Here is a 25,746-nt window from a genome sequence, read left to right as displayed (position 1 = left end):
GACACTGCGAAGCAGACCATCGCCCGGTTGATGGCGACCACCGAAGGGTCCGAGCTGGCACCGAACCCCCGGACCGGGGCGGGGATAGTCCGGGCCCACGACGCCCTCACGGCCGCGCTGGCGCCCGGGAGGAGCGGGAAGATCGAGCGCTCGGTCCAGCAGGACCGGCGCGACTCGATGCCGCCGCCCCCGCCGGCCCGGCTCGACCTCTTCGGTTCCTCACGCGCCCTGCTGCTGTGGTTCGGGCTGGCCGGCGGAGCACTGATGGCGCTGGCCTTCATGCTGCGGTCGTTGACGCGCCGCTGACGCGGGGCGGGTTCGCGACGCTAGCGCGTGCGCCGGCGCAGTCGTGCGACCTCGGTGTGGATCCGATCGGTGACGTAGTCGACGCGCCCGGTTCCGTCGACCTCCGCGAGCAGCCCGCGCGCGCTGTACTCGGCTGCGAGGGGAGCGGTCTGCTCCGCGTAGATCTCCTGTCGGCGCCGGATCACGGCGTCGGTGTCGTCTGCCCGTCCTTCCACCGCGGCGCGATGCAGCAACCGCTGGATGAGCTCCTCCGGCTCGACGGCGAGGATGAGGACGCCGTCGAGCTCCACCGCCGGGTCGGCGAGCATGGCGTCGAGCTCCTTGACCTGCTCGACCGTGCGCGGGTATCCGTCCGGGAGGAAGCCCCGGACGCAGTCGGGCTCCGCGAGTCGGCCACGGACCATGGCATCGGTGATCTCGTTCGGGACGTAGTCGCCCGCGTCCATGTATGTCTTGGCGGTGATGCCGAGAGGGGTGGCTGCCGCGACGTTGGCTCGGAAGATGTCGCCGGTGGAGATGGCGGGGATGCCGTAGCGGTCCGCGATCCGGGTTGCACGGGTGCCCTTGCCGGCGCCGGGCGGGCCCATGAGGATCAGTCGCATGTGGTTCCTTTCGAGATGTTCGAGCTGTTGAGGGGGAAGTTCACTCGGCAGGAGCCGCAGGGGAGTGCGTGACACGGGAGGCATGCAGTCGGGCGTGGGTGATCGCGGCCGGGGTGTCGTCGAAGAGGTGGCGCTCATGGGCGAGGTGTCCGTACACACCCAGCTCCCGCAACACCTGTTCGTGGGCGGGCTGGACCCCGGAGAGAAGGACCGTGACGCCGCGTCCCTCGAGTCGGCTGACGATGTCGGCCGGGACGTGCGCCCCGGTGGCGTCGATGGTGGTGACACGCGACATGCGCAGGATCACGACCCGGATGTTGCTCACGTCCGCGAGCTCGAGCAGGAAGTCGTGCGCTGCGGCGAAGAACAGGGGTCCGTCGATGCGGTAGGCGACGATGTGCTCATCGAGGAGGGACTGCTCCTCGTCGGTGTGATCAGCCTCGTCGAGGGGCATCTCGTCCAGACGGGCGGTCCTCGCGGTCTGTTGCAGGGCGACGAATCCTGCGACCACCAGACCGAGGAGCACCGCGGTGACCGAGTCGAAGAGGACAGTGGCGCCCGCTGTGATGGCCGGGACTGCGGCATCCCCGCGAGTCGAGCGAGCCGGGGCGAGGAGGCTGGAGATCCGGATCATGTGGATGGCTGTCGCGATGAGGACGCCGGCCAGCGCCGCGAGGGGGATCTCGGAGACCCATCGGGCGGCGACCGGGACAACCGCCAGCAGGACCGGGGCGTGCGTCAGCGAGGCCAGTCGCGAGGTTGCTCCCGCCCGGATGTTGACCGCAGTGCGGGCGATTGCCGCGGTGGCCGGGATCCCGCCGAACAGGGGCGAAGCAAGGTTCGCGAGCCCCTGCCCGACCAGCTCGCGGTTGGAGTCGTGCCTGTGGCCGACACTCATGGCGTCAGCCACGGTGGCCGAGAGCAGGCTCTCAAGTGCGGCGAGTGCCGCCACTGCCACGGCCGGGAGCAGCAGGGCGTCCGGGTCGGACAGGGCGATCGTGGGCAGGCGCGGCGCTGGTAGACCGGTCGGGATCCGACTGATCGTCGCGGCCCCCGGGTCGAGGAACGAGTTGGCCGCGGTCGCTGCGGCCGGGGCGATCAGGGACGCCGGAAGGCCCGGGCGGACCCGACCGACCGCCACGATGGCGAGCGTCACGCCCACTGCCGGGCCGGCGGGAACCCACACCGGATGGGCCGCCCGGGCGCTGACGGCGTGTGCGGCCAGCACCAGCACCTTCTCGGCCTGCACGTCGACGCCGAGGGCGGCGGGCAGCTGCTGCAGCGCGATGATCGCCGCAATTCCCTGGGGTGAAGCCTTCAACGACGGGAATGGGCACGTAACGGATGAAGCGGCCGGCGCCGGCGTACCCGAGGGCGACCGGGATCAGCCCGGCGAGCAGGCCGACCACCGGGACCCCGTCCGGTCCGTGGGTCGCGATGATGGGCACCAGCACCACGGTCATCGCGCCGGTGGGTCCACTGACCTGAACCCTGCTGCCACCGAAGACGGCCGCCACGGCACCGGCGACGATCGCGGTGATCAGGCCAGCACCCGCGCCCATGCCGGAGTTGACGCCGAAGCCCGGGGCGAGCGGGAGCGCGACCCGGGCCGACCATCAGCCCCGCAGTGACATCACGACCCGGGCGCGCGTGGCTCCAGTCGCTGACCCGTGGGAGCAGCGCGGAGATGCGCCGTGCTACCGCGGTGAGCCCGGCCGGGAGGGTGCGGGGGTGAACGCGGAGGGGCGTGTCATTGCGTACGCGTGCCGGGGACCGGGGCATCGCCGTCATCCTGCACGTGGACCAGCCCCGCCGGGATGCTGCGCGCCGCCAACAGGAGGTCTCGCAGCTCCGGAGTGCTGATCGAGTAGGTCACCTCGCCGCCCCGGGCGGTGGGAGATGACCGAGGGATGAACGCCGGAGCACGGCCAGCTGCTGCGAGAGGTTGCTGGGCTCGATGGCGATCTTCTCCAACAGCTCGTGCACCGCATGGTCTCGCTCGGACAGCAGCTCGAGGATCCGGATGCGCGCGGGGTGGCCGAGAGTCCTGAAGAACTCCGCCTTCGCCCGGTAGAGCGGAACGCTCATGAGCCGGCTCCCTCCGTGCTTCGTGTCCGCGCCGTCGACGACTCGGTGGCATGAAGACTACACGACTTGCAAACATCTTCAAGTTGAGATGAGACTGGAGATGAGACTGAACTTCCTGCGAACGAAAGAACGCCGGCTCAAACTGGTGGGCTTGATCCGGCGTTTTCGCAGGTCGTGGACCTGTCACTGGCGGAGGATAGGGGATTCGAACTGGCGATCATCCCCGAACACGTTCGAGCCCTGGAACCCCGATTCACGCTCAAATCAGGCGTGAAATCCATGTCGGCGTATCAAGTGACATCGTTGTAGTACACGGATCTACAGGGTCGGTAGCACATGAGTTAGCACATGAGATGCCGCCAGCGGCTGCAATCATCCGGCCACAGATCCTGCAAACATCCGGTTAGAACTCCTGCAATCATCCGCCTAGCAGCCCTGCAATCGTCGGCATAGCGGCCTGAGACCGGTACGGTGGCGTCATGGATACGGCTGCGGTACTGGGACGCGACTACCGGCCGCGCGTGATCGACAGCGCGGTGCAACGCGCCCTCGCGGCCTCGGGGGCAGTGGTGATCGAGGGGGCGCGCGCGAGCGGCAAGACCATGACGGCCTTGCACGCCGCGGCCTCCTACGTCTTCATCGACGATGCCGACGCCCAGCGCCTACTGAAGTAGCGCCGCGCTCACTCCTCGAAGGCGAGGCGCCCGGGCTGCTCGACGAGTGGCAGATCGCCCCGGAACTGTGGAACCTCGTACGTCGTGCCGTTGACTCCGCTGCAGAGCCCGGGCGGTTCATCCTCACGGGCTCCTCGGTTCCTCCGGACGATGTCACCCGGCACACCGGAGCCGGACGATTCCTGCGCCTGCGTGAGCGGACCATGTCGTGGTGGGAGAAACTCGAAGCACCGACAGGCGCAGTGAGCCTCTCGGGGCTGTTCGACGGGGACCTGCCCAAGACCGATCTCGGCGCCGCCCCAGATCTCGACAGCGTCATCGACAACCTGCTGCGGCCCGGCTTCCCAGCGATGACTGCGCTTTCACCACCTCAGGCATCGGATCGACTGCGTGGCTACATCGACGACGTCGCACGCACCGACATCCACCGCATCGCTGACATCCGGCATGAGCCCGAGGTGGTCAAGCAACTCGTCGCCGCACTCGCGCGATCGGTCGCTTCCGACGTCACCTACAAGACGCTCGCGGCCGACATCCGCACGGTCGCGCCCGCGATCGACGAGGAGACCGTCAGCAACTACGTCGGCCTGCTCCAGCGACTGTTCATCGTCGAGGCCCAGCGCCCGTGGACCCCGGCTTTGCGATCGCGCGCGAGGGTGCGTACCTCACCGAAGCTTCACCTGGTCGACCCAGCCCTTGCCGCTGCGGCCCTCGGTGCCGGTCCCCAACAGCTACGGGGCGACCTCAAGACGCTCGGCACACTGTTTGAGAGCGCCGTCGTTCACGACCTGACCGTGCTCGCCTCGCCTATCGACGGCGAGGTCAGTCACTATCGCGACTCCAACAACAAGGAGATCGACGCGATCATCACGCTCCCCCGACGGGCGCTGGGGTGCGGTCGAGGTCAAGCTCGGCGGCCAGCAGTTCACCGTTGGGGCCACCTCGCTGCAGGCGGTGATCGCACAGGTCGACACCTCTGCGATCGGAGAGCCGGCGTTCCGACTCGTGGTCACGGGAACCGGGCCCATCCCGGTCACCGACGACGGGACGGTCACGGCCCCGCTGACCGCCCTCGCCCCCTGAGGCCGGGCCGACAAACTGTGTCCGGGGATATGCCCCACCGGCAGCGTCTGCGCCCTCCCCGTTTGCTCGCTGCCCTTCACCCCCGACCTCGGTCAAACCTCACCTCTCCCCGCCACTCCACCTGCCCCATTCCTTCACATCCGCCACAGCCACACACCCGCTCCTCGCATCCCCTCACCACAGCCGCTCCTCAAACCTCTCGCTTCTGAATGCACGGATCCTTCGGTTCCACAGGTGTCCTGTCGTTCGCCGCGCTATGGCAGTCGTTAGGCGTTCAACTCTATGTCGCAATCCTTGCCACGGCGGCTGCCGTGACGTTTCGACGCACTGCGACCGCCGCTCTTATGGTGCTAATTCCGTCTGCATCGACGTTTGCCCTGACGCCCCGGCTCCAAGCGAATGGTTTGTCAGAACTCACGGTCGTTTCGCCGCTGGGGCCGCTATTGGCAATGGTACCCGCCAGCGTCATGGGGAGGTTCGACTCTGAGGCGACCCATGCACTTGCCCGGATGATCGTCTGGGTCTTCCTTGGCCTGCTCGCGTTCGCCGTGGCCGTGCGTCCCAAGGATGGTTGGGCGCCGCGTCGCAAGCGAGCGATGCAATGTGTCAACGAGTTGCGAAAGCGTGCCTCGTTGTCCTGAGAAGGCAATCGCGCCCATGCGGCGTAGGACGCGTTCCACTGATTCAACGCCGGCGCGAAGATCTCTGACTCACACGGGTGTCACGCGGTTACATGCCGACGATTCAAGCTCGGCGTCAGGCAACTCTCGCTTCCTGCAATTGCGTCTGCTGACAGTTGGTTCAGCGAGAAGCGCCCATCTGCGGCAAACGTAGCGTGGTGGACTCGCGGTCCAACGCGTCAGGGTCTGCGATGCATTGGGCCCGTCCTCAGGATCCGCCCTTCTGCGTCGAGCAACTCCAGTCGGGCATTGTCGAGTCCGAACTCCCCCTTGTACATGAACAGCACTACCCCGTCCTCCACAACGTCTTCGAGGATCCGCCCCTGCATAGCGTCGGTGGCTCGGGCGGAAACAGCTGTCGGGATGGCGACCCAGCCTCCGAAGACGGCTCTCTCGCCCGAACCTCCGCCCCAGCCTCCCCACGTCTGCCAGACATCACGATCACCGGTGAGATGCGCGCTTCCCATGAAGCCGCCGGAACGCTGCCACGCTCCTCCCCGATGCACGCGCAGACCGAAGACGCCCTGTCGCTGCGCACCCTTTCTGTCTTCGAACGTCACAGCGAACGTTGCGTCCCCGCCGACGTGCTTCTCCCTGACGATCTCGAAGGAGTCCTCAACGGGGCTGTACTCGGCGATGACGACGTCGCGAACAGCGTTGCGCGGATTGCCCTGCACCTTCATCGCGTGACCTCCGTGGTCTGTGGCCCCTGGACGAGGATTCTGGTAACGACGATAGCCGTGGCCACCAGCCGCACTTCGACGCTCGCAGGATCCTGCCATGCCTAGCGGAGGTGCATCCTTCACACGTCGCGGCCATTCTCAACCGTGGGGACGATATGGCGCCTCACCTTGTGGCTCTCACAACGCACCAGATTCGGTCGTTTTCGGTAGGAGCGTGAGAGTCGGCCGGGAGCCTTCGCTACCCGTCCTATGTACGCTCCTGCGAGTGGCGAACGAAGACCCACGGGTCAGGTTGATCTCGGACAATATGGAATGCCGAGCTCGGGAGGACTCACTCGATCACCTGCTCGGTGCTTCGGCGATCCGGCATGTCCTATTCGACGCTGACGGGGTTCTGCAGATCGCCCCGGGCGGCTTGTATGCCGCAATGGAGCCCTACCCGGGCGACCGGGCGCGGGAGTTCCTGCAGCAGGCGTTTAGGGACGAGCTCCCGACCTTGGCCGGCGAGGGCGACTATCTGCCAGTGCTCGCCGCGACGCTTGTTGAGTACGGCGTGACGGAGCCGGTCGATGTCTTCTGCCGCGATGTGTGGCACCGGATCGAGCGGATCGAGGAGTCGTTCGCGGTCGTTGAAGCGTTGCGTCGTAACGGGTACGGCGTCCACACGGGCACCAACCGAGAGCACCATCGGGGCGGTCACATGCGCACGGTGCTCGGGTATGACGAAGTCTTCGACATCAGCTGCTACTCCTACGACCTCGGAGTCGCCAAACCCGACCCTGCCTTCTTCACCGAGGCCGCCTGCAGGATCGGTGCCGAGCCGTCGACGATCCTATTCGTCGACGACAGTGTCAGGAATGTCGAGGGCGCGCTGGTGGCAGGCCTCCGGGCCGTGGTCTGGGACGTCGAGCAGGGGCACGACGCCCTCATCGGATTGCTCGCAGGGTATGGAGTCGACGCTCAACTGACGGCCTGAGCCTGCAGACATGGCCGGACGACCCGTTCGGCCATGGGCTCGCGGGGCTGTTAAGCCTCGATCCACCGATGAACTTGGGGTTGTGAGCGCGTCGTGAAGTGAGAATGCCCTTACGTGCTGGGAAAATCGGACTTCTTCAGGGTCCCAATTCCACCAAGTACGAAGGGCATCTCGTAGATGCAACTTTGCCACACGTCGGCCGCGACCTCAGCGGTGTTCGACGATCCGAATCTCGTGTCGTCCGCCGGGTTGGTCCCGGTCCTGACTCTCGCCCGGTCCGCCGGGCTCCGGGAACTCGCTCACACGCATCTGAGCGTGCCGACCGACAAGGGCGCCAACGCCGGCTTGAAGGTCACCTCGCTGGTCGCCGGGATGGTCGCTGGCGCCGACTCCATCGACGACATGGCGCTGTTGCGTCACGGCGGGATGGGCCGGGTCTTCACCAACGCCTACGCACCCTCAACGCTGGGTTCGTTCTTGCGGTCGTTCACCTTCGGTCACGTCCGTCAGCTCGACGCCGTGGCCTCCCGGTTCCTGGGCCGGCTGGCAGCCCGGACCCCGCTGGTCGTCTCCTCGGCTGGCACCGCTGAGCGGGTGATGCTCGACATCGACGACACCATCATCGAGGTCCACGGCTACGCCAAGCAGGGTTCGGGCTACGGCTACTCCGGCGTCCGCGGACTCAACGCACTCCTCGCCACGGCGACCACAACCCAGTCCGCACCGGTGATCGTGGCTCAGCGACTGCGGAAGGGCTCGTGTGGTTCGCCGCAGGGGCGCGGCCGAGCTGATCGCGGACGCGTTGAAGACGGTCGCCTCGTTGTCCTCGGCCAAGGTGTTGGTGCGTGCCGACAGCGCGTTCTACGGCCACGCCACCGTTGGTGCCGCGATCCGCGGCGGCGCCGATGTGTCGGTAACCGTCCGGATGGATCCCAAGGTCAAGGCGGCGATCGCCAGCATCGGTGACGATGCGTGGACTCCCATCGAGTACACCGACGCGGTCTTCGACGAGCAGACCCAGACCCGGGTCTCTCGCGCCGAGGTCTCCGAGATTGGGTTCACCGCGTTCACTTCGAAGAAGAAGGCCGAGCAGGTCCCCGGACGGCTCGTGGTGCGCCGGATCCCGGACCTCAACCCGGGCAAGAACGCAGGGCAGGAGACGTTGTTCGACACCCGGCGCTTCCACGCGTTCTTCACCACCACCGACCCGGCCGTGGCCGACACCGTGGCCGCGGACAAGACCCACCGTGGTCACGCGATCATCGAGCAGGTCCACGCCGATCTGAAGCACTCCGCGCTGGCGCACCTGCCTTCGGGCAAGTTCGCCGCCAACGCAGCCTCGGCTCGTGCTGGCCGTGATGGCGTTCAACCTGACCCGAGCCGCCGCGACCCTGACCAGCCCCGGGCTGGCCAAGGCCACGACCGCGACGATCCGTCGCAAAGTCATCACGGTGCCGGCCCGGGTCGCGTCCTCCGCACGCCGGGTGACCTTGCACCTCCCGGCGCACTGGCCCCGGGAGACAGATTGGAGCGACCTGTTCACCCGGGCCTGCGGACGCCCACCACCAACACCGACGGCCTGACCACCCCAGCCGAGACCGGCACGAAGACCAACCCGGAACAACCCGGCAGCGAGGCCAGACGGATGGCCACGCCCACACACCCGATGACCCGTCGTCAGCGACCCCGACCAGTCAGCCCCTGCTCATCGGTGGATCGAGGTTAAGCCATCGTTCGCCTTCTGTTGGCCCTTGCGAAGGCGCTCAAGGTCCATTCTTCTGTTGCCAGTCAGGCATTCACTATGAACGGGGAGGAAAACATGAAGAGGATGATCGTCACTCTCGCAGCGACCGCGACCGCGACCGCGATTGTGTTTGGGACTGCGGGGACGGCAACGGCCGGTTCGGGCAACCTCGGGAGCGAAGACGTGCAACTTCGGCAGCGTTTCCACGCAGGCCTACGGCCAGTACAACATCACGTTTAACGCCTACCTTCCGAACCTCGGCGGCGCCTACACGGTTCAGAGAACGGGAGGCATCACCGCGGCCCGGAAGTACGCGTACTGGTCTGTCCCGGTCGGCCAGCGCGTCGAGTACGCCAGCAGCGGTTCGGCATCCAACACGGGCACCCTGACGAACCTCGCTTGGTTCTGTGACAACTGAACGCTCCGCGCCACACAACGCTCCAGAGCCCACCGCGCCCGGGAGGCTGTTCATAGCCCTCCTTGGCGCGGTGGTCGGGTTGCTGGTTACCGGCTGCTCCGGCGACCCCCAGCAACCAAGGCCCGAGACCGACGCGGCAAAGCAATCCTCCGATTTTCTGGACGCCAGCGTTGCTTGCATGCGCGAACGAGGCTGGGACATCGAGATTCATGAGGACGACAGTTGGTACGCACCGGGCGTCTCCGAGGAGCAATACGACGCGTATGTCGCCGACACGAACGAGTGCCAAGAACAGAATGAGACCATCGAGCAGCCTGAGGACGTCTCTGCTGAGCGCTGGAAGAGCGGATACGACGCCGTCGTCGAATCTGCGGAGTGCTTGCGCGACCGGGGGTACGACGTCCCGAAGGCTCCAAGCTTTCAGGCATGGAAGGATTCCTTCTTCGCCGGTGGCGGAGCGAACCAGTGGCTTCCTTGGGGTTTCGTCCCGGTGCCGTCGATGAGCGCAGATGATTTCACTTCCTTGGAGAAGGTCTGTCCGCAGGTCGAGCTTTGACTCCGGTATGCACCGAGGCGTCATGGTTGTGAGCCGCAGCCAGATCGCGATCGTGGTGGCATTGCTGGCGGCAGGCACGACCTTCGGTTGGGCGGCGCGTACGATCTTCAGCCCCCCACCGCCTCTGCCTGAGGGCGCCGCCTTTTCGCTCATTGACGTGCAGGAACGAGAGCTCTCCGGGTCGATCAACCTGAACGCCGTCGCTGCTTGGACCGGCGGCGACCAACTCTTGAACCAAGTGGGCGGGGTGCTCACTCAGCGACTCGTTGGCAGCGGCGACACAGTCGGTTCGGGGAGACGTCGTCTACACGGTGGATCTCGCAGCAGTTGCTGTTGCAGTGGGTGAGGTGCCGACGTTCCGCGCGCTTGTGCCGGGCGCTCGCGGTGCCGACGTGAACCAACTCCAGCGGATGCTGGTCGCGACCGGTCACCGAACTGCGGCTCCTGACGGTCTCTTCGACTCGGCCACCCTCGCGCAGCTCAACCTGTGGCAGCGGGCGACCGGACAACGTGCGACGGGATCCGTCCCCCTAGGAAGTCTCCTGTTCGTCAAGAGGCTGCCCGCGGTAGTCGGCTGGGAGGACACGCTTAACGGTGAGTCGTCCGGTGGCGGCAAGGGCGTGGTCGGAACTCTGCTGACCGAAGGAGACACGGTGGCACGGTTGTTGCCAGCGACACCTTCATTCTCGATCGATCTTCCGCCGGGGCAACGCGCCTTGGTCGAGCCGGGCATGAGAGTCTCGCTCAACTTGAAGGACCACTCCTGGTCGGCCCAGATAGATGCCATCCGGGCACCCCGCGAAGATGGCTCCGCAGTGGCCACCCTCGCCGCGATCGGCGATCGCAAGAGCATCTGCGGTCGTCAGTGCGACTCCGTTGCCATCGCCGGAGACAGCTCCGTAAAGGCGCGCATCACGGTGCTTGCCCCCGCGTCGGGTCCGGTGATTCCGACTGCGGCTCTCGTTGTGGGGCCCGACGGATCAACTGCGGTCGTTACTGACGGCGGCGAGACTGTTGCGGTGATCGTTGTGGCAACATCCGGAGGTCAGGCGCTGATAGAGGGAGTCGTTGCCGGCACCAAGTTGCGGGTGCCGGGCGATGTCGAGACGACCCAATGACGGATGCCCATCTCGTTGCCGACCCAGGTTGACTTCGGATACACCTCGCGCGGCCCGCTAGTCGTCGAGGATTGGTCTGCCGTCTTTCCTGCAGGCAGTGTCTCGGCCATCACCGGACCGTCCGGCTGCGGCAAGTCCACGCGGATCTACCTGCTGGCCTTGATGCTGAAGCTGAGGGCAGGAGCCGTCGTTCTGGACGGCCAGCGGGTCGACAACCTGTCAGACGCAGAGCGCGCCAAGATTAGAGCCCGACGGTTCGGGTTCGTGTTCCAAGACGCCGCCCTCGACCCCACGCGAACGGTGATGGCAAATGTGCTTGAGACTGCGCTCTATAGGGGCATCGACCCGAGCACTCTCAAGGCGCGGGCCATCGACTTGTTGACCGCGATGGGCGTCGACGTGCCGCCCGAGCGGTTACCGGGACAACTCTCAGGCGGTCAGGCCCAGCGGATCGCCATGTGCAGGGCCCTCGTCGGAAGCCCCACGGTCATCTTTGCTGACGAACCCACAGGCAACTCGGACCCCAGCACGGCGGACACGGTCTTAGCCATGCTGCGTGAGCAAGCTGATCAGGGTGCCGTAGTGATCGTCATCACCCATGATCAACGAGTTGCGGCGTGGAGCGACTCCCAGCACATCCTCAGATCCAAGAGCGGTGAATGATGCCCTTCACTGCATGGCTGAAGGAGGTCGTTGCCGCCGCCGGGAGTCAACGCGTCAGCACCGCCATGACCCTGCTGGTAGTACTCGGTTCTGCGGCGGTCGTCCTCATCACGGCTGGCCGATCCGCAGGAGCCGAAGCCGCTGTTCTTGCCGACATCGACGCTGTTGGCACCCGGACCGTTACGGTCCGAATCTCAACACCACAAGACGAGTTCAACGCCACCCCGGTCGACCAACTCAGCACCTACGGAGACGTAATCGAGGAAGTCACAGGCTTCGGCCCGATCGTCGATGTCACCTCAACGAGCGGTGGAGGCACACCCGTCGCCATGAGAACCGTTTACGGTTGGCTAGCCGGTTCGCCCGTGACACCCCTCGCGCCCGTCACCGGATCTCCGCAAGCTTTGGCGACCACCGACGCGGTCGAGGCCATGGGACTACTCGCCGGCAGGGGATCGATCGTCGACAGCCAAGGAACTGAGAGCCTCGTTAGTGGGCGCATCGTCTTGCCCGAACATCTGTCCTCGATAGAACCCGTTGTGCTCGTGCCGAGGGAGACCAACTCGACCGCGCGATTGTCGATGTTGACCGTCGTGGCCGATCAACCAGCAAACCTGCCGCTGGTCACAGAACTTGTCACCGACTCGCTAAGTGGCATAGATCCGGGAAACCTGACGCTAGGGACATCTGAGCAGTTGGCCGAGCTGCGCGTAGCGCTCGACGGACAACTCACACGTCAGAGCCATAGTCTGGTTCTAGGCATACTGATCGCGTCAGCCTTCGCGATCCTCGTGAATGTATGGAGCCTCTCACTCATGCGTCGTAAGGACTTCGGCCGCAGACGGGCCCTCGAGTGCGACGAGGACCATGATCATGGTCCTGATGAGCGCGCAAGTTGCCCCGGTCTCAGCTGTAGGAGCCGCCGGGGGCACTGCGGTGGGAGTGGCAGTCCTTGCAGCAACCGGCGACCCGCTGCCTACATTCACCTACCTGTTCGCCGTTGTGTCCGCTTTCATTGTGACGGCGACCACGGCAGCGGTCGCGCCCGCCAGCTGGGCAGCTAGCCGCGACCCGCTGGCCGAACTTCGTGTTCCTTGATTAGCGAGTGCACGCCTACCGCCGCGTGTGATTGCGCCGACGCCGACGCCGACGCCGACGCCGGGCACTCCGGCCGCATCGTCCCGCAAGCCGACGAACCGTTCGCGGGCTGATGCAGGTCAGCGGTCCGAAGGTCGATGTGCTGTCCGGATAGCCCGTCCGGACGAATGTCCGGTGAGGGGGCGTCCACTGGCGCTCGGCCGACCCTGCGACTTGTCGCGACCCCAGAAACGGCCGAATCTGGTCGTTTCCGGTGGGCCGCCGCGAGGTCGCTCGTCGACCGGGACGACAGGCCGCGCGACACCAACCGAAACTCTCAACCGTCGCCACGGGTCTGCCCCCCGCGCCCGAGCCGAGAGCGAGTCAGTCAGTCGTCGGGATCGAAGAGCTTGAGGAACTTCTCCCTCGGGATCAGGACCCGGCGGCCGAGCCTGACCGACGGGATCGTGCCGTTCTCGATACCTGCTGTGACCGTCCGAGGGTCGACGCCAAGGGCTGCCGCGGCGTCGGTGCGGGTAATAACCGAGGCTGGGTGCGCTCCGCAGCGTCTGGATCGTCATGGTGGCTGCTCTCATGTCGCATCTCCCTATCTCGCGCGTCATGTGAAGGTCATCGACATTACACGTTCGCGCTTGTTGTTTCAAGAGCGACGGTGTACGTTTCCTATATGGAGTCACGCCAACGAGGAAATCCGGCTGGAAACACGAACGCGCAGGCAGCGGCAAACCTGCGTAGTGCGCGACAGGCGATCGGCATGGACCTGCGAACATTTGCCGAGCGGGTCAAGGAGACCGGACGGGCGATGTCGCCTTCGGCGTTGAGCAAGATTGAGAACGGCGACCGGCGGGTGGACGTCGATGACCTGACTGTCTTCGCCTTCATCCTGCAGACGACGCCGGCGGCACTGCTGGCCCCACTTGAAGTTGTCTCGCCGCCGACCGGCGTGCCCAGCGGCCAGTTCAACCTTGAGGAGATCCGAGGTCTGGGTCCGGGGTCAGGCCAAACTCACCACTGAGGACCTCGCTCGCTACTGGAAGGACGAGTACTACTCCGCGGTCAGCTCCATCCATTACTACGAGAACCTCATGATGCAGTACGAGGACGGACGTGAAGGCAACACTGTGCACCGCGCCACCTACGAGGAGCGCTTGGCCTCGTTCCGCGCACGCCGCGATGCTGCTCGCGTCCGGCTCATGGCGCTGGACCCCGATGCCCTGCCTGCCCCTCGTGACGACACGGCCGACGGGTGGGCCTGACATGTCCGAGAAGCCGGTTCGCCGTTCTCGGTCCCGGCACGCTGGATCGATCACGTCTTACGAAACCCAAAGTGGCCAGCGTTGGAAGTTCCAGATCTACGTCCCCAAGGACCCCGAGCGACCCGAGCTCGGCGATACACGGCTCACTCGTGGTGGGTTCAAGAGCCTCGACGACGCACAACGAGTGCTTGCAGAGGCATTGACGAAGAAGAAGAACAACGCGCGGTTCCAGACCAAGGTCCCAACCATCGGTGACTACGCCGAACACTGGATCGCCGGGCTGCGGCTGCAGAACTCCACCATCGAGGGCTACAAGAAGGTCATCCGCAACCACGTGACCCCCTATCTCGGCGCAATCCAGCTCGACAAGCTCACCGCCACCGGGATCGCGGCCCACTACCGACAGCTCGAGACCTCTGGCCGCCGCGACAGGACCGGGTACGGGAAGCCGCTGTCGGCCAACACCGTCTCCAAGGTCCACGTCCTGCTCGCCGCGATGCTCGACGCCGCCGTCGACGACGGGCTGATCCTGCTGAACCCCGCCAAGAAGAAGCGCGCCGTCAACCCACCCACCGCGAGCCAGTGTGCGCACAGAAGCCGGAGATCATCACCCGGACCGGCCCGCAGCTCCACGCCTTCCTGAGCTGGAACCACGACGAGCTCGATGACGAACTCTTCCCGCTATGGCGCACCATCGCCTACACCGGCATGCGTCGCTCCGAGGCGCTGGCCCTGCGTTGGGGCGATCTGAACTTCAGCACCGGCAGGCTCGGCATCAGGCGGGCCGCCGATGTGACCACACGTAACAAGGCGAAGACCACCAAGACAGGATCGGCGCGAGTCCTCGACCTCGACACCGAGACGCTTGCCGTGCTCAAGGCGTACAAGTCGGCGCGAGGAGCCATCTCGCTGAACCTCGCACGAGCGGATGCCTACGTCTTTGGCAACGACGCGGGCGAGATCCGTTCGCCCAACGAGGTCAGCCGGCGCTGGACCTCCCGCGTCCACGCGCGCAGGCCGAGCTGGACGAACTGCCTCGAGTCACCCTCAAGGGCCTCCGGCACACGCACGCGACTTTGCTGCTCGAGCTTGGGGAGCATCCGAAGGTCGTTCAAGAGCGCCTCGGGCACTCCACGATCACTACGACGATGAACATCTACAGCCACGTCACACCGACGATGCAGAAGGCCGCAGTTGATCGCTTTGCGGCTCATCTCGACGAGGCCTAGCACATATTTCAGCACATGGGCCGAGAAAGCACTCTGACCCTGGACCAAGAAGGCCCGTGTCAGACGCGGTTTACCACTGGCGGAGGATAGGGGATTCGAACCCCTGAGGGCTTTCACACCCAACCCGCTTTCCAAGCGAGCGCCATAGGCCACTAGGCGAATCCTCCGCGCAGGAGCGTACCGGTCGGTGGACGACGGGTGAAATCGAGTGCGTACGGCGACGGGCGGGCCCGGTTGGGACCAGCCGCGCACCTCACCTAGACTCTGCGCCAACCCCCACGTGGCGGCATCTTGTTGAACTCCCCCGGGGCCGGAAGGCAGCAAGGGCAGACGAGCTCTGTCGGGTACGTGGGGGGCCTTCGCATTTCCCGGTCGTTCCGCTGTGGTCGCTGTCGGTGCCGGTGCGTAGGGTTCGGGTCGTGGAGTCCCCCCAGTCACCGTTGGCGCTGTATCGCCGCTACCGGCCCGAGACGTTCGCCGAGGTCATCGGCCGGGATCACGTCACCGAGCCGCTGCGCAACGCGCTCGCCAACGACCGGGTCAACCACGCCTATCTCTTCTCCGGGCCGCGCGGTTGCGGCAAGACGACGTCGGCCCGGATCCTCGCCCGCGCCCTCAACTGTGCCCGCGCACCGATCTCGGATCCGTGCGGTGAGTGCGACAGCTGCGTCGAGCTGGCGCGCAAGGGCGGCGGCTCCATCGACGTGATCGAGATCGACGCGGCGTCGCACGGTGGTGTGGACGATGCGCGTGACCTGCGGGAGAAGGCGTTCTTCTCCCCGGTGCGCGACCGCTACAAGATCTACATCATCGACGAGGCCCACATGGTCTCCAACCGGGGCTTCAACGCGCTGCTCAAGCTGGTCGAGGAGCCGCCGCCCCACCTGCGGTTCATCTTCGCCACGACCGAGCCGGAGAAGGTGCTGCCGACGATCCGCTCGCGCACCCACCACTACCCGTTCCGCCTGATCCCGCCGCGCCAGCTCTCCGACTACCTCAGCCAGCTGTGTGCGCTCGAACAGGTCGCCATCGAGCCGGCCGCGCTGCCGCTCGTCGTGCGCGCCGGTGGCGGATCGGCTCGCGACACGCTCTCCGTGCTCGACCAGCTCATGGGCGGAGCAGGTCCCGCCGGCGTCACCTACGACCCGGCCGCGGCGCTGCTCGGCTTCACGCCGGAGACCCTCCTCGACGAGGTCGTCGACGCCTTTGCCGCCGTCGACGGTGCCGCGGTGTTCGGGGTGGTCGACAAGGTGGTCGAGACCGGTCGTGACCCACGCCGCTTCACCGAGGACCTGCTGCGTCGCCTGCGCGACCTCGTGATCGTGGCCGCGGTCCCGGACGCCCCGGCGAGTGGCCTCCTCGACGTGCCCCGGGACGCCGGCGAGCGACTCGTCGCCCGGGCCGCGCGCTTCGGGGCCGTCGAGCTCAGCCGCGCGGCCGACATCGTCGCGTCAGGTCTCACCGAGATGCGTGGCGCCACGGCGCCTCGGCTCCTGCTCGAGCTCATCTGCGCGCGCGTGCTCCTGCCCGGCGCCGACGACACCAGCGACGGCGTGATGGCTCGCCTCGACCGGATCGAGCGTCGCATCGACGTCACGGGTTCGGTGAGTACGCCGACAGTCCGGCCGGAGAGGCCAGCCGCCCCGGCTCCGACCGCACCCGCCCCGGCGCCGGCTGCGCCTGCGGCTCCCGCGCCCGTCCGGGCTGCCCCTCCCGCCGCTGCCCTTCCCGCCGCTGCCCTTCCCGCCGCTGCCCTTCCCGCCGCTGCTCCGGCCGCCCCGATGCCCGCCCCGGCGACCGCGCCGGTGCAGCACGGCGAACACGAGCCGATGTTCGCCCCGCCGCGCTTCGACGAGGCCCCCGACGACATGCCGGCCGACGAACCGACGCACGAACCCGTCCGAGCCGCGGAAGCCCAGACGCCGGCCCCGTCCCAGCCTGCCCCGTCCACTCCGACCGCGCCCGCCCCGGCGGAGACAACGGCCGGGAGCAGCCTCAGCCTCGTCGACGTACGCCGGTTGTGGCCCGACATCGTCGAGGCGACCAAGGCCAAGCGCCGCGTCACCCGGATCCACCTGACGCAGAACGCGCAGGTGATCGCGGTCGACGCGAGGACGCTGACGCTGGGCTTCACCAACGCCGGTGCGAAGGACTCGTTCCCCGGCGGGCGGGTCCGACGAGATCCTGCGCCGGGCCGCGATCGACGTGGTCGGCGCGGGAGTGGAAGATCGACGCGATCATCGATCCCAGCGCCCAGCCCGATGCCGGTCGACCCGTCGTGAAGCAGTCGGCCACGGCCCCGGTCGAGCAGGCACCCGCGGCGCCGGAGTCGCCGCCGAGCTGGGCGAGCGAGGAAGCCCCGTCGGCCGCGCCAGACTCCCCGCCGAGCTGGGCCAGCGACGAAGCACCCGCACCCGGCAGCTCGTCCGGCCTCACCGCCGCCCGCGAGGCGCTGGAGCGCTCACGAGACGCGGGCCCCGAGTCGGGAACGCCCGTCGACCACGGCGCGTTGGCCGATGCAGCAGCCGATCCTGACGACCCGGCCCCGGACACCCGGGGGATGGACAGCACCGCCCTGCTGCAGCAGGCCCTCGGCGCGAAGATCGTCGAGGAGATCAAGCACTCGTGAGCAAGCCATCCACACCAGCCCGGGAGACCCCATGACCCAGAACCCCTTCGACGCCCTCGGTGGCGGCGGCTTCGACATGAACGCGCTGCTCCAGCAGGCGCAGCAGATGCAGGAGCAGCTCCGGGACGCGCAGGAGCGGCTGACCGAGCAGAAGGTCACCGGCACGGTGGCCGGCGGCGCGGTCACGGTCACCGTCAACGGCGTCGGGGAGCTGCTGGGCGTCGACATCACCGCGGGCCAGTTCGACGGCACCGACTCCGACGACCTCGCCGACCTGAGCGACATGATCATCGCGGCCTACCGCGACGCGAAGGCGAAGGCGGAGGCCATCGCCAACGAGGCCATGGGTCCGCTCGCCGGCGGCCTCGAGGGTCTCGGCGGTGGGCTGCCCGGCCTCGGCGGTCCCGAGGGCGGGCCGCCCAGCGGCCAGCTCGGCTTCTAGGGCCCTTCGTTGTACGAAGGCATCGTCCGAGGACCTGATCGACGAGCTCGGTCGACTTCCCGGCGTCGGACCCAAGAGCGCGCAGCGGATCGCTTTCCATCTCCTGCAGGCCGAGCCTGCCGACGTACGCCGCCCGGCGGACGTCCTGATCGAGGTCAAGGACAAGGTGCGGTTCTGCTCGATCTGCTTCAACGTCTCGCAGGACGAGCAGTGCCGGATCTGCCGCGACCCGCGCCGTGACCGGGCGCTGCTGTGCGTGGTCGAGGAGTACAAGGACGTGGTCGCGATCGAGCGCACGCGCGAGTTCCGCGGCCGCTACCACGTGCTCGGTGGTGCGATCTCGCCCATCGACGGCATCGGGCCGGAGCAGCTCCGCATCCGCGAGCTGATGATCCGGCTGGCCGATGGGGCCGTCACCGAGGTCATCCCGGCCACCGACCCCAACCTCGAGGGTGAGGCCACCGCGACCTATCTCACCCGCATGCTCAGCCCCATGGGGTTGCGCGTGACGCGGCTGGCGAGTGGACTGCCAGTGGGCGGCGACCTCGAGTACGCCGACGAAGTGACCCTCGGGCGCGCATTCGCAGGAAGGCGATCAGCAGATGACTGACCAGACCTCAGAGATTCGTACGGCGGAGGACGACGAGTTCGCCGCGCAGATCGCCGACCAGATCGAGAGCTTCCTGCTGGCGCTGCGAGCCATCGCGCGCGGAGGCAACGGCGCCCGGGCGGTGTCGCTGCTGCTGCTGGAGATCAGCCAGGTGCTGCTGGCGGGCGCCCGGCTCGGGGCGCAGCTCGACTTCCAGCCACGCGAGGAGTACCAACCCGACGTCGGCCCGGAGGCCGACATCGACGACATGCGGCTGGCGCTGGCGCGGATGCTCGACAGCGTCGACACCTACAGCTTCGTCTTCGACCCCTACCTGCCCGACGTCGTGCAGAGCCAGCTCTCCGACGACCTCACCTCGATCGCGATCGACCTCGACAACGGCCTGCGCCACTACAAGCTGGGCAACGTCGCGGAGGCGCTGTGGTGGTGGCAGTTCTCCTACGTCAACAACTGGGGCAACCTCGCCGGCGCCGCGCTCAACGCGCTGCTCACCGTCGTGGCGCACGACCGCTTCGACACCGACTTCGAGGAGACCGTCGAGGCGCTCACCGTCGCCCATGAGATGTTGGACGAGCAGGCCGAGCCGCCCCGGTAGAATCGGCGGGTCGGATCGTCCCTCCCGGTCGACCTGACGGACCAGTCGTCCAACAAGATCGTCGAGGAAATAGACCGTGGGCATTGTCGTGCAGAAGTACGGCGGCTCCTCGCTCGCCGACGCCGACGCCATCAAGCGGGTCGCGCGCCGGATCGTGGAGAACAAGAAGGCCGGCCATGACGTCGTCGTGGCCGTCTCGGCGATGGGTGACTCCACCGACGAGCTGCTCGATCTCGCCGGCGCCGTGAGCCCGCTCCCGCCCGCACGCGAGATGGACATGCTGCTCACGGCGGGAGAGCGGATCTCCATGGCGCTGGTCGCGATGGCGATCTCCGACCTCGGCTTCACCGCGCGCTCCTTCACCGGTTCGCAGGCCGGCGTCATCACCGACTCGGTGCACGGCAAGGCGAAGATCATCGACATCACGCCGGGCCGGATCACCAGCGCGCTGGCCGACGGCCACATCGTCATCGTCGCTGGTTTCCGGGGCGTCAGCGCGGACACCAAGGAGATCACCACCCCGGGTCGCGGTGGCACCGACACCACTGCGGTGGCGCTGGCCGCGGCGCTCGAGGCCGACGTCTGCGAGATCTACACCGACGTCGACGGTGTCTTCACCGCCGACCCGCGGATCGTCCCGGCCGCCCGCAAGCTCGACAAGGTCTCCTACGAGGAGATGCTCGAGCTCGCCGCGTGCGGCGCCAAGATCCTGCACCTGCGGTGCGTGGAGTACGGCCGCCGCTACAACATCCCGATCCACGTCCGCTCGTCATTCAGCCAGCTCGAAGGCACGTGGGTCGTCAACGACCCCACCGATGGAGGCATCATGGAACAGGCCATCATCTCCGGCGTCGCGCACGATCGCAGCGAAGCCAAGATCACGGTCGTCGGCGTGCCCGACAAGGTCGGCGAAGCCGCCCGGATCTTCGCCGCGCTGTCCGAGGCGCAGGTCAACCCGGACATGATCGTCCAGAACGTCTCGGCCGCCGCGACCAGCCTGACGGACATCTCCTTCACGCTGCCACGCACGGACGGCCAGCTGGCCATGGAGGCGCTGGCCCGGATCCGAGCCGAGGTCGGCTACGACAAGCTGCTCTACGACGACAAGATCGGCAAGGTCTCGCTGATCGGGGCGGGCATGCGCTCGCACCCCGGCATCACCGCCAAGTTCTTCGCCGCCCTCGCCTCGGCCGGCGTCAACATCGGCATGATCTCCACTTCCGAGATCCGCATCTCCGTGGTCGTCACCGAGGACGAGGTCGACCGGGCGGTCCTCGCGACCCACACGGCGTTCGATCTCGACGCCGACGAGGTCGAGGCTGTCGTGTACGGCGGGAGTGGTCGCTGATGGGCATCAACCCGGGCATCGTGGGCGCCACCGGGCAGGTCGGCGTCGCAGTCCGCGAGATCCTGCTCGAGCGGGGCTTCCCCATCGACTCGATCCGCTTCTTCGCGTCCCCTCGCTCCGCCGGCACCGTGCTGCCGTTCGGCGACCGTGAGGTGACCGTCGAGGACGCCTCGACGGCCGACCCCGCCGGGCTCGACATCGCGATCTTCTCCGCGGGTGCGACCACGTCGCGCGCTGGCACTGAAGTTCGCCGACGCCGGCGTGATCGTCATCGACAACTCGTCCGCGTTCCGCAAGGACCCCGCGATCCCGCTCGTCGTCTCCGAGGTCAACCCCGGCGCGATCGACGCCGTGGTGGCCGCCGGTCAGGGCATCATCGCCAACCCCAACTGCACGACCATGGCGGCGATGCCGATCCTCAAGCCGCTGCACGACGCCGCCGGTCTGGAGCGACTGATCGTGTCGTCGTACCAAGCCGTCTCGGGCTCGGGCATCGCCGGTGTCGACGAGCTGCTCGACGGCGTGACCGCCGCGGGCGAGAAGGCGCGCGAGCTGGCCTACGACGGCTCGGCCGTGTCGTTCCCGGAGCCGAACAAGTACGTCGAGACGATCGCCTACAACGTGCTCCCGCTCGCCGGCTCGATCGTCGACGACGGGCTCAACGAGACCGACGAGGAGCAGAAGCTCCGCAACGAGTCGCGCAAGATCCTCGACCTGCCCGAGCTGCGTGTCTCCGGCCTCTGCGTCCGGGTGCCGGTCTTCACCGGCCACTCGCTGGCGATCAATGCGGAGTTCGGCTCGGCGATGACGCCCGAGCGCGCGCGAGCTGCTGGCCGACGCCCCCGGCGTCGAGCTGCGCGAGGTGCCGACGCCGTTGTACGCCGCGGGCAAGGACCCGTCCTACGTCGGACGGATCCGCCGGGACGAGGGTGTCCCCCGACAACCGCGGCCTCGCGCTGTTCATCAGCAACGACAACCTGCGCAAGGGCGCGGCCCTCAACACCGTGCAGATCGTGGAGCTGATCGCGGCTAGTCGCTGACTTCCACGAACCTCGTGGTCACCCACCACGAGAGGGCGTAGGTCCCCATCGCGACCAGCGGGATGACGATGACCATCCACCAGTTGTAGATGACGTCGAGGAAGAACAGCATCGCGAGCACCGCGAGCAGTCCGACCTGCGAGGAAGCTCGTGCTGCCCGGATCGTCGATCCCGAAGCCGCGCAGCAGCCAGCCGCCGATGTAGGTCAGGATCACCAGCGTTGCTACCAGCAGCAGCAGGCCGGGGCCACCGCAGGAGTCGGTGCCGCGGACGAGCTCGCAGAGCTTGAGGGACGCGAAGGTCAGGAGTACGGCGAGCAGGCCGATCACCGCACCGACGAACAACGCCGCCCGGAGTGCCGGGATGGCGGGGAGCCTGAACTCGCGCTTCTCGCGCGGCGGCTCGGGCTCGGGGTCCGGCTCCGCCGCTGCCGACGTGGCGACGACGGTCTCCGGCACGACGGGGGCCGGGGTGGGGGCCGGGGTGACCGGGTCGAGCTCGGGCGCCGGGGGCGCCGGTTCGGGCGTCGGTTCCGGCTCGGGGGTGGGCTCGGGCTCGGGGGTGGGCTCTGGTTCCGGGGTGGGCTCTGGTTCCGGGGTCGGCTCGGGCTCCACCGCCGGCATGGTGTCGTCGGCGGGTGCGACCGGCTCGGACTGCTTGGCCTTCTTCTTGCGACCGAAACCGAACGACGGGAGCTCGAGCGAAGGGCCGTCGCCCTCGAGGTTCTTGTCAGCCATGCGGCGAAGTGTGCCAGACCTCGCGGCCGATGCCGCTCCACGTGCTTGCGGCAGAATGCAGAACTCCCGGACCCACCGCGGTGGATCCGGGAGCTCACATGGTCGGGGTGACAGGATTTGAACCTGCGGCCTCGTCGTCCCGAACGACGCGCGCTACCAAGCTGCGCCACACCCCGAGCTTGCCGTCGCAATCGAGAACGGCTGCGAAGCACGGCGAGCATACCCGAGCGTTTGGGGCCCTCCGAAATCGGGTCCGTCAGGCCTTGGGGGTCAGCGTCATCAGCGTGGCCTCGGGTCGACAGGCGACTCGCAGCCGGACATAGGGATTGGTCCCCACACCGGCGGAGACGTGCAACCGGAGCCGAGCCCGGATCGCCGGGGGCGGAGTCGGCCGGGTGCCGGTGCAGCCCCTTGGCGCGGGCGGGTTCGAGGTCGCAGTTGGTGGTCAGCGCACCGACGCCCGGCAGGCAGACCCGGCCGCCGTGGGTGTGGCCGGCGATGACGGCGTCGTAGCCGTCCGCGGCGTACTGGTCGAGCACCCGCAGGTACGGCGCATGGGTGATCCCCAACCGCACGTCGGCGTCCGGGTCGGCGGGCCCGGCGACGGCCGCGAGGTCGTCGTAGCGCAGGTGGGGGTCGTCGACGCCGGCCAGCGCGATGGTCGTGCCGTTGACGGTGATCCGGCCGACCTCGTTGCACAGGTGCAGCCAGCCACGGTCGGCGAAGCGCTGCTTGAGCTCGCGCCACGGCAGCTGCAGGGGTGTGGGTGTTGCGCTGGCCGGAGTCGGGGGAGGAGGTAGCGCAGCGGGTTGCGGAAGCCGGGCGAGTAGTAGTCGTTGGACCCGAACACCGAGACACCGGGGACGTCGAGCAACGGACCGAGCGAGTCGACGACCACGGGCACCGAGCGCATGTGGGCGAGGTTGTCGCCCGTGTCGATCACCGTGTCAGGGGCCGGGTCGGCCAGCGAACGCAGCCACTGCTGCTTGGCGCGCTGGTCGGGAGCCATGTGGATGTCGCTGAGGTGGAGCACCCGCAGCGCCTGCCTGCCCGCAGGCAAGACCGGCACGGTGACCTCACGCAGGGTGTACTGCCGCGCCTCCCGGGCGGCGTACGACGCGAGGGCCGGGCCCGCGCCCATCCCCGCGCCCGGGGTCAGGCCGAGTGGGCTGCGCAGGAACTGGGGGAGGACACGCGGCAAGGCTGCCACAATGGGCCCATGAGTGCTCTGAAGGACCGTCTCCGTGCCGACCTGACCACCGCGATCAAGGCGCGTGACGAGGTCCGTTCCTCGACGCTGCGGATGGTGCTCACCGCCATCACCAACGCCGAGGTCGCCGGCAAGGAGCAGCGCGAGCTCTCCGACGACGACATCATCGGCGTGCTGTCCACGGAGGCGAAGCGTCGCCGCGAGGCCGCCGTCGCCTTCGCCGACGGCGACCGTCCGGAGATGGCCGCCAAGGAGGTGGCCGAGGGCGAGGTGATCGCCGACTACCTCCCCGAGGCACTGAGCGAGGCCGAGATCGCCGAGCTCGTCACCGCCGCGATCGAGCAGACCGGGGCCGCCGACGAGGGCATGCGTGCGATGGGCAAGGTGATGGGTGTCGTCACGCCGCAGGTGAAGGGCCGCGCCGACGGTGGCGCGGTCGCCGCGGAGGTCAGGCGCCAGCTGGGCTAACGGTTGCCGCGGCCCTTGCCGTTGCCGTTGTTGCCCTTGCCGTCGTCGTCGTCGCCGCCCTTCTTGCCACCCTTGTTGGTGGGCGGGGGCGGCGGGACGTAGCCGGTGGACTGGTAGATCCCGACCGTGTCGCCGGAACCGAGCGAGGTGCCGGCTGCCGGTGTGGTGCCGGCGACGGCATCGGCGGTGATCGAGGAGTTGATGAAGCCGGCGAGCTCGGTCACGAAGCCGTAGGACTCGAGCTTGGCCCGGGCGTCCTTGACCGACATCCCCGACACGTCCGGCACGGTCGTCAGCACGCCGGCGATCTCGTCACCGGCGGGGGCCCGGAAGTCCTCGTAGTCGAGCCGCGCGGAGATCGCGGCCATCGCGTCGCCCCAGATCGGGCCGGCGACGGTCGAGCCGAAGGCCTCACTGATGTAGGAACCGCCGACGGTCTGGCCGTTGAGGCTGACCCAGTGGCCGAGCGAGTTGGCGCCGGCCACCATGGCAGCGGTGGCGATCTGCGGGGTGTAGCCGACGAACCACACCGCCATGTTGGAGTTGTTGGTGCCCGTCTTGCCGGCGGACGGCACGGCGGGAGCGATGTCGTCCCCGAAGCCCCCGGGCTCCATCACGCCGCGGAGGACGTCGCTGACCGCATCGGCGGTGACGCCGGGCATGACGGTCTCGCAGGAGGTCGGGTAGTCCTTCACGGTGGTGCCGTCGGCCGCCGGGATCTGGGTGACCGGAAGGGCGTCGCAGTGCTTGCCGCGAGCGGCGAACGTGGCGTAGGCCTCGGCCATCGTCAGCGGGTTGGTGTCGGAGACACCGAGGATCCACGACGGCACCTGCTGGGTGATCGGGAGGACGATGCCCATCTTCTCGGCGAGCTCGATCGGCTCGCACATGCCCGTCTGCACCTCGAGCTGGGCGAAGAAGGTGTTCACCGACTGCTGCGTGCCGGTGTAGAGGTTGTAGTCCCGGTCGCCACCGGTCGAGTTCCCGACGGTCCAGCCCTCGCCGTCGCCGGCGTAGGGGCCGTCGCAGGTCTCGAACTCCGCGTCGGGGATGTTCATCTCCTGCGGAGCGTAGATGGACTCGCTCAGCGGGATGTTCTGGTTGATCGCGGCGGCCGGGACGAACGCCTTGAACGTCGAGCCGGCCCGGAAGCCGTTGGCGTCGCCGTACTTCGGGGGGACGACGTAGTTGAGGTAGGTCTCGCCGAGCGCCTTGTTCTTGCCCATCGGGCGCGACTGGGCGAGGGCCCGGACGTAGCCCGTGCCGGGCTCGACCATCGCCGGGCCGCCGATGGCCCGGTCGGTCGGGTTGACGTGCCTGGACGGCGGTGTCGGCACCCTTCTGGTAGTCCATGTCGAGCGTGGTGTGGATCGTCAGGCCGCCGGACTGCAGCAGCCGCTTGCGGTCCTTGACGGTCTCGCCGAGCGACTTGTCCTTGAGGAGGTAGTTGACGGCGTAGTCGCAGAAGAACGGCGCCTGCGACTGCTGGCAGC

At 67.7% G+C, this 25,746-nt stretch carries 25 protein-coding genes, 2 tRNA genes, 1 other RNA gene and 7 pseudogenes; 23 read left to right on the top strand and 12 right to left on the bottom strand.

Translation table 11 applies throughout. From position 1 onward, the window contains the following. Nucleotides 1–326: 326 nt before the first annotated feature. The 5 genes and pseudogenes from LP418_RS09925 to LP418_RS09905 all read right to left on the bottom strand — a co-directional run bounded on the left by LP418_RS09925 (nucleotide 327) and on the right by LP418_RS09905 (nucleotide 2,996). The gene (locus tag LP418_RS09925) at nucleotides 327–893 is read right to left on the bottom strand and encodes an adenylate kinase (protein WP_336276052.1); all 567 of its coding nucleotides are present in this window, start codon (nucleotides 891–893) and stop codon (nucleotides 327–329) included. Nucleotides 894–948: 55 nt separating this feature from the next. Further along, on the bottom strand, nucleotides 949–2,229 hold the full coding sequence (locus LP418_RS09920) for a SulP family inorganic anion transporter (protein WP_257956152.1): 1,281 nt from the start codon (nucleotides 2,227–2,229) through the stop codon (nucleotides 949–951). A gap of 46 nt (nucleotides 2,230–2,275) precedes the next feature. Then, nucleotides 2,276–2,470: pseudogene (locus LP418_RS32965) on the bottom strand (SulP family inorganic anion transporter); the annotation flags it as partial. A 188-nt stretch (nucleotides 2,471–2,658) separates the two neighbouring features. Further along, on the bottom strand, nucleotides 2,659–2,784 hold the full coding sequence (locus LP418_RS09910; RefSeq protein ID WP_257956150.1) for a hypothetical protein: 126 nt from the start codon (nucleotides 2,782–2,784) through the stop codon (nucleotides 2,659–2,661). Then, on the bottom strand, nucleotides 2,781–2,996 hold the full coding sequence (locus LP418_RS09905) for an ArsR/SmtB family transcription factor (protein ID WP_257956149.1): 216 nt from the start codon (nucleotides 2,994–2,996) through the stop codon (nucleotides 2,781–2,783). Before LP418_RS09905 ends, LP418_RS09910 begins: the two co-directional genes overlap by 4 nt. Before the next feature lie 521 nt (nucleotides 2,997–3,517). On the opposite strand from LP418_RS09905, the gene LP418_RS09900 reads away from it, so the two are divergent. From LP418_RS09900 to LP418_RS09890, 3 genes are all read left to right on the top strand, one after another. After that, entirely contained in the window at nucleotides 3,518–3,670 is a 153-nt protein-coding gene (locus LP418_RS09900) for a hypothetical protein (RefSeq protein ID WP_257956148.1), read from the top strand. Nucleotides 3,671–3,912: 242 nt separating this feature from the next. Next, a complete protein-coding gene (locus LP418_RS09895) occupies nucleotides 3,913–4,962 on the top strand; it encodes a DUF4143 domain-containing protein (RefSeq protein ID WP_257956147.1) in 1,050 nt (349 codons plus the stop codon). Beyond that, nucleotides 4,963–5,394 (top strand): hypothetical protein, encoded by a 432-nt coding sequence (locus LP418_RS09890; protein WP_257956146.1) that lies wholly within the window; start codon nucleotides 4,963–4,965, stop codon nucleotides 5,392–5,394. A 218-nt stretch (nucleotides 5,395–5,612) separates the two neighbouring features. Here the strand turns inward: LP418_RS09890 and LP418_RS09885 are convergent, their stop codons facing one another. After that, nucleotides 5,613–6,116 carry a hypothetical protein gene (locus LP418_RS09885; RefSeq protein ID WP_257956145.1) on the bottom strand — a complete coding sequence of 168 codons (504 nt, stop codon included), beginning with the start codon at nucleotides 6,114–6,116 and terminating at the stop codon, nucleotides 5,613–5,615. 307 nt (nucleotides 6,117–6,423) lie between these two features. Here LP418_RS09885 and LP418_RS09880 point away from each other — a divergent pair, with 307 nt between their 5' ends. The 6 genes and pseudogenes from LP418_RS09880 (at nucleotide 6,424) to LP418_RS09855 (ending at nucleotide 12,655) form a co-directional block, all read left to right on the top strand. Then, nucleotides 6,424–7,092 (top strand): HAD-IA family hydrolase, encoded by a 669-nt coding sequence (locus LP418_RS09880; protein WP_336276051.1) that lies wholly within the window; start codon nucleotides 6,424–6,426, stop codon nucleotides 7,090–7,092. A 177-nt stretch (nucleotides 7,093–7,269) separates the two neighbouring features. After that, a pseudogene (locus LP418_RS09875) lies at nucleotides 7,270–8,675 on the top strand (IS1380 family transposase). A 649-nt stretch (nucleotides 8,676–9,324) separates the two neighbouring features. Continuing rightward, the gene (locus LP418_RS09870; RefSeq protein WP_257956143.1) at nucleotides 9,325–9,810 is read left to right on the top strand and encodes a hypothetical protein; all 486 of its coding nucleotides are present in this window, start codon (nucleotides 9,325–9,327) and stop codon (nucleotides 9,808–9,810) included. Nucleotides 9,811–10,121: 311 nt separating this feature from the next. Then, nucleotides 10,122–10,928, top strand: a complete 807-nt coding sequence (locus LP418_RS09865) for a peptidoglycan-binding domain-containing protein (protein WP_257956142.1) — start codon at nucleotides 10,122–10,124, stop codon at nucleotides 10,926–10,928. A gap of 3 nt (nucleotides 10,929–10,931) precedes the next feature. Then, on the top strand, nucleotides 10,932–11,591 hold the full coding sequence (locus tag LP418_RS09860; protein WP_257956141.1) for an ABC transporter ATP-binding protein: 660 nt from the start codon (nucleotides 10,932–10,934) through the stop codon (nucleotides 11,589–11,591). Further along, nucleotides 11,588–12,655, top strand: a complete 1,068-nt coding sequence (locus LP418_RS09855) for a hypothetical protein (protein ID WP_257956140.1) — start codon at nucleotides 11,588–11,590, stop codon at nucleotides 12,653–12,655. The genes LP418_RS09860 and LP418_RS09855 overlap by 4 nt, the downstream gene beginning before the upstream one ends. 401 nt (nucleotides 12,656–13,056) lie before the next feature. On the opposite strand, the gene LP418_RS32960 is transcribed toward LP418_RS09855, so the two are convergent. Further along, nucleotides 13,057–13,209 carry a helix-turn-helix domain-containing protein gene (locus LP418_RS32960; RefSeq protein WP_442940250.1) on the bottom strand — a complete coding sequence of 51 codons (153 nt, stop codon included), beginning with the start codon at nucleotides 13,207–13,209 and terminating at the stop codon, nucleotides 13,057–13,059. Nucleotides 13,210–13,356: 147 nt separating this feature from the next. Between LP418_RS32960 and LP418_RS09850 the strand changes: the two genes are divergently transcribed. The 5 genes and pseudogenes from LP418_RS09850 to LP418_RS09830 all read left to right on the top strand — a co-directional run. Then, the gene (locus tag LP418_RS09850) at nucleotides 13,357–13,704 is read left to right on the top strand and encodes a helix-turn-helix domain-containing protein (RefSeq protein WP_257956976.1); all 348 of its coding nucleotides are present in this window, start codon (nucleotides 13,357–13,359) and stop codon (nucleotides 13,702–13,704) included. Further along, complete coding sequence (locus tag LP418_RS09845; protein ID WP_257956139.1) at nucleotides 13,655–13,945, top strand: hypothetical protein; 291 nt, start codon at nucleotides 13,655–13,657, stop codon at nucleotides 13,943–13,945. Before LP418_RS09850 ends, LP418_RS09845 begins: the two co-directional genes overlap by 50 nt. 1 nt (nucleotide 13,946) lies before the next feature. Then, nucleotides 13,947–14,588, top strand: a complete 642-nt coding sequence (locus LP418_RS09840) for an N-terminal phage integrase SAM-like domain-containing protein (protein ID WP_257956138.1) — start codon at nucleotides 13,947–13,949, stop codon at nucleotides 14,586–14,588. Next, nucleotides 14,528–14,932, top strand: a pseudogene (locus LP418_RS09835) (tyrosine-type recombinase/integrase); the annotation flags it as partial. The gene LP418_RS09840 and the pseudogene LP418_RS09835, both read left to right, overlap by 61 nt. A gap of 68 nt (nucleotides 14,933–15,000) precedes the next feature. Continuing rightward, nucleotides 15,001–15,174: pseudogene (locus LP418_RS09830) on the top strand (tyrosine-type recombinase/integrase); the annotation flags it as partial. Between the two features lie 77 nt (nucleotides 15,175–15,251). On the opposite strand, the gene LP418_RS09825 reads toward LP418_RS09830, so the two are convergent. Then, nucleotides 15,252–15,341 (bottom strand) — tRNA-Ser (locus tag LP418_RS09825). 103 nt (nucleotides 15,342–15,444) lie between these two features. Between LP418_RS09825 and ffs the strand changes: the two genes are divergently transcribed. The 8 genes and pseudogenes from ffs (at nucleotide 15,445) to LP418_RS09785 (ending at nucleotide 21,838) form a co-directional block, all read left to right on the top strand. Further along, nucleotides 15,445–15,535: signal recognition particle sRNA small type (ffs, locus tag LP418_RS09820), an RNA gene on the top strand. A gap of 58 nt (nucleotides 15,536–15,593) precedes the next feature. Further along, nucleotides 15,594–17,456 (top strand): DNA polymerase III subunit gamma and tau, encoded by a 1,863-nt coding sequence (locus LP418_RS09815; protein WP_257956137.1) that lies wholly within the window; start codon nucleotides 15,594–15,596, stop codon nucleotides 17,454–17,456. Continuing rightward, on the top strand, nucleotides 17,453–17,803 hold the full coding sequence (locus tag LP418_RS09810) for a hypothetical protein (protein ID WP_257956136.1): 351 nt from the start codon (nucleotides 17,453–17,455) through the stop codon (nucleotides 17,801–17,803). The genes LP418_RS09815 and LP418_RS09810 overlap by 4 nt, the downstream gene beginning before the upstream one ends. A 31-nt stretch (nucleotides 17,804–17,834) precedes the next feature. Then, on the top strand, nucleotides 17,835–18,245 hold the full coding sequence (locus LP418_RS09805; protein ID WP_257956135.1) for a YbaB/EbfC family nucleoid-associated protein: 411 nt from the start codon (nucleotides 17,835–17,837) through the stop codon (nucleotides 18,243–18,245). Between the two features lie 9 nt (nucleotides 18,246–18,254). Next, a pseudogene (recR, locus tag LP418_RS09800) lies at nucleotides 18,255–18,855 on the top strand (recombination mediator RecR). Continuing rightward, a complete protein-coding gene (locus LP418_RS09795; protein ID WP_257956134.1) occupies nucleotides 18,848–19,450 on the top strand; it encodes a DUF5063 domain-containing protein in 603 nt (200 codons plus the stop codon). The pseudogene recR and the gene LP418_RS09795 overlap by 8 nt, the downstream one beginning before the upstream one ends. A 76-nt stretch (nucleotides 19,451–19,526) precedes the next feature. Next, on the top strand, nucleotides 19,527–20,798 hold the full coding sequence (locus LP418_RS09790) for an aspartate kinase (RefSeq protein ID WP_257956133.1): 1,272 nt from the start codon (nucleotides 19,527–19,529) through the stop codon (nucleotides 20,796–20,798). Then, nucleotides 20,798–21,838 (top strand): annotated as a pseudogene (locus LP418_RS09785) (aspartate-semialdehyde dehydrogenase). Before LP418_RS09790 ends, LP418_RS09785 begins: the two are co-directional and overlap by 1 nt. An 836-nt stretch (nucleotides 21,839–22,674) precedes the next feature. On the opposite strand, the gene LP418_RS09780 reads toward LP418_RS09785, so the two are convergent. Beyond that, nucleotides 22,675–22,751: transfer RNA gene (locus LP418_RS09780), tRNA-Pro, on the bottom strand. Nucleotides 22,752–23,020: 269 nt separating this feature from the next. Then, nucleotides 23,021–23,776 (bottom strand): metallophosphoesterase, encoded by a 756-nt coding sequence (locus LP418_RS09775; protein WP_257956132.1) that lies wholly within the window; start codon nucleotides 23,774–23,776, stop codon nucleotides 23,021–23,023. 18 nt (nucleotides 23,777–23,794) lie between these two features. On the opposite strand from LP418_RS09775, the gene LP418_RS09770 reads away from it, so the two are divergent. Further along, nucleotides 23,795–24,253 carry a GatB/YqeY domain-containing protein gene (locus LP418_RS09770; RefSeq protein ID WP_257956131.1) on the top strand — a complete coding sequence of 153 codons (459 nt, stop codon included), beginning with the start codon at nucleotides 23,795–23,797 and terminating at the stop codon, nucleotides 24,251–24,253. On the opposite strand, the gene LP418_RS30655 is transcribed toward LP418_RS09770, so the two are convergent. Both LP418_RS30655 and LP418_RS30650 read right to left on the bottom strand, forming a co-directional pair. Continuing rightward, the gene (locus tag LP418_RS30655) at nucleotides 24,250–24,789 is read right to left on the bottom strand and encodes a PASTA domain-containing protein (RefSeq protein WP_336276050.1); all 540 of its coding nucleotides are present in this window, start codon (nucleotides 24,787–24,789) and stop codon (nucleotides 24,250–24,252) included. The two genes, LP418_RS09770 and LP418_RS30655, sit on opposite strands and share 4 nt — an antisense overlap. Continuing rightward, a pseudogene (locus LP418_RS30650) lies at nucleotides 24,790–25,479 on the bottom strand (penicillin-binding transpeptidase domain-containing protein); the annotation flags it as partial. Between the last annotated feature and the right edge of the window lie 267 nt (nucleotides 25,480–25,746).

It is taken from the genome of Nocardioides sp. B-3, from assembly GCF_024703895.1.
Classification (GTDB): domain Bacteria; phylum Actinomycetota; class Actinomycetes; order Propionibacteriales; family Nocardioidaceae; genus Nocardioides.
This window is presented reverse-complemented; position numbering and strand designations above follow the sequence as displayed.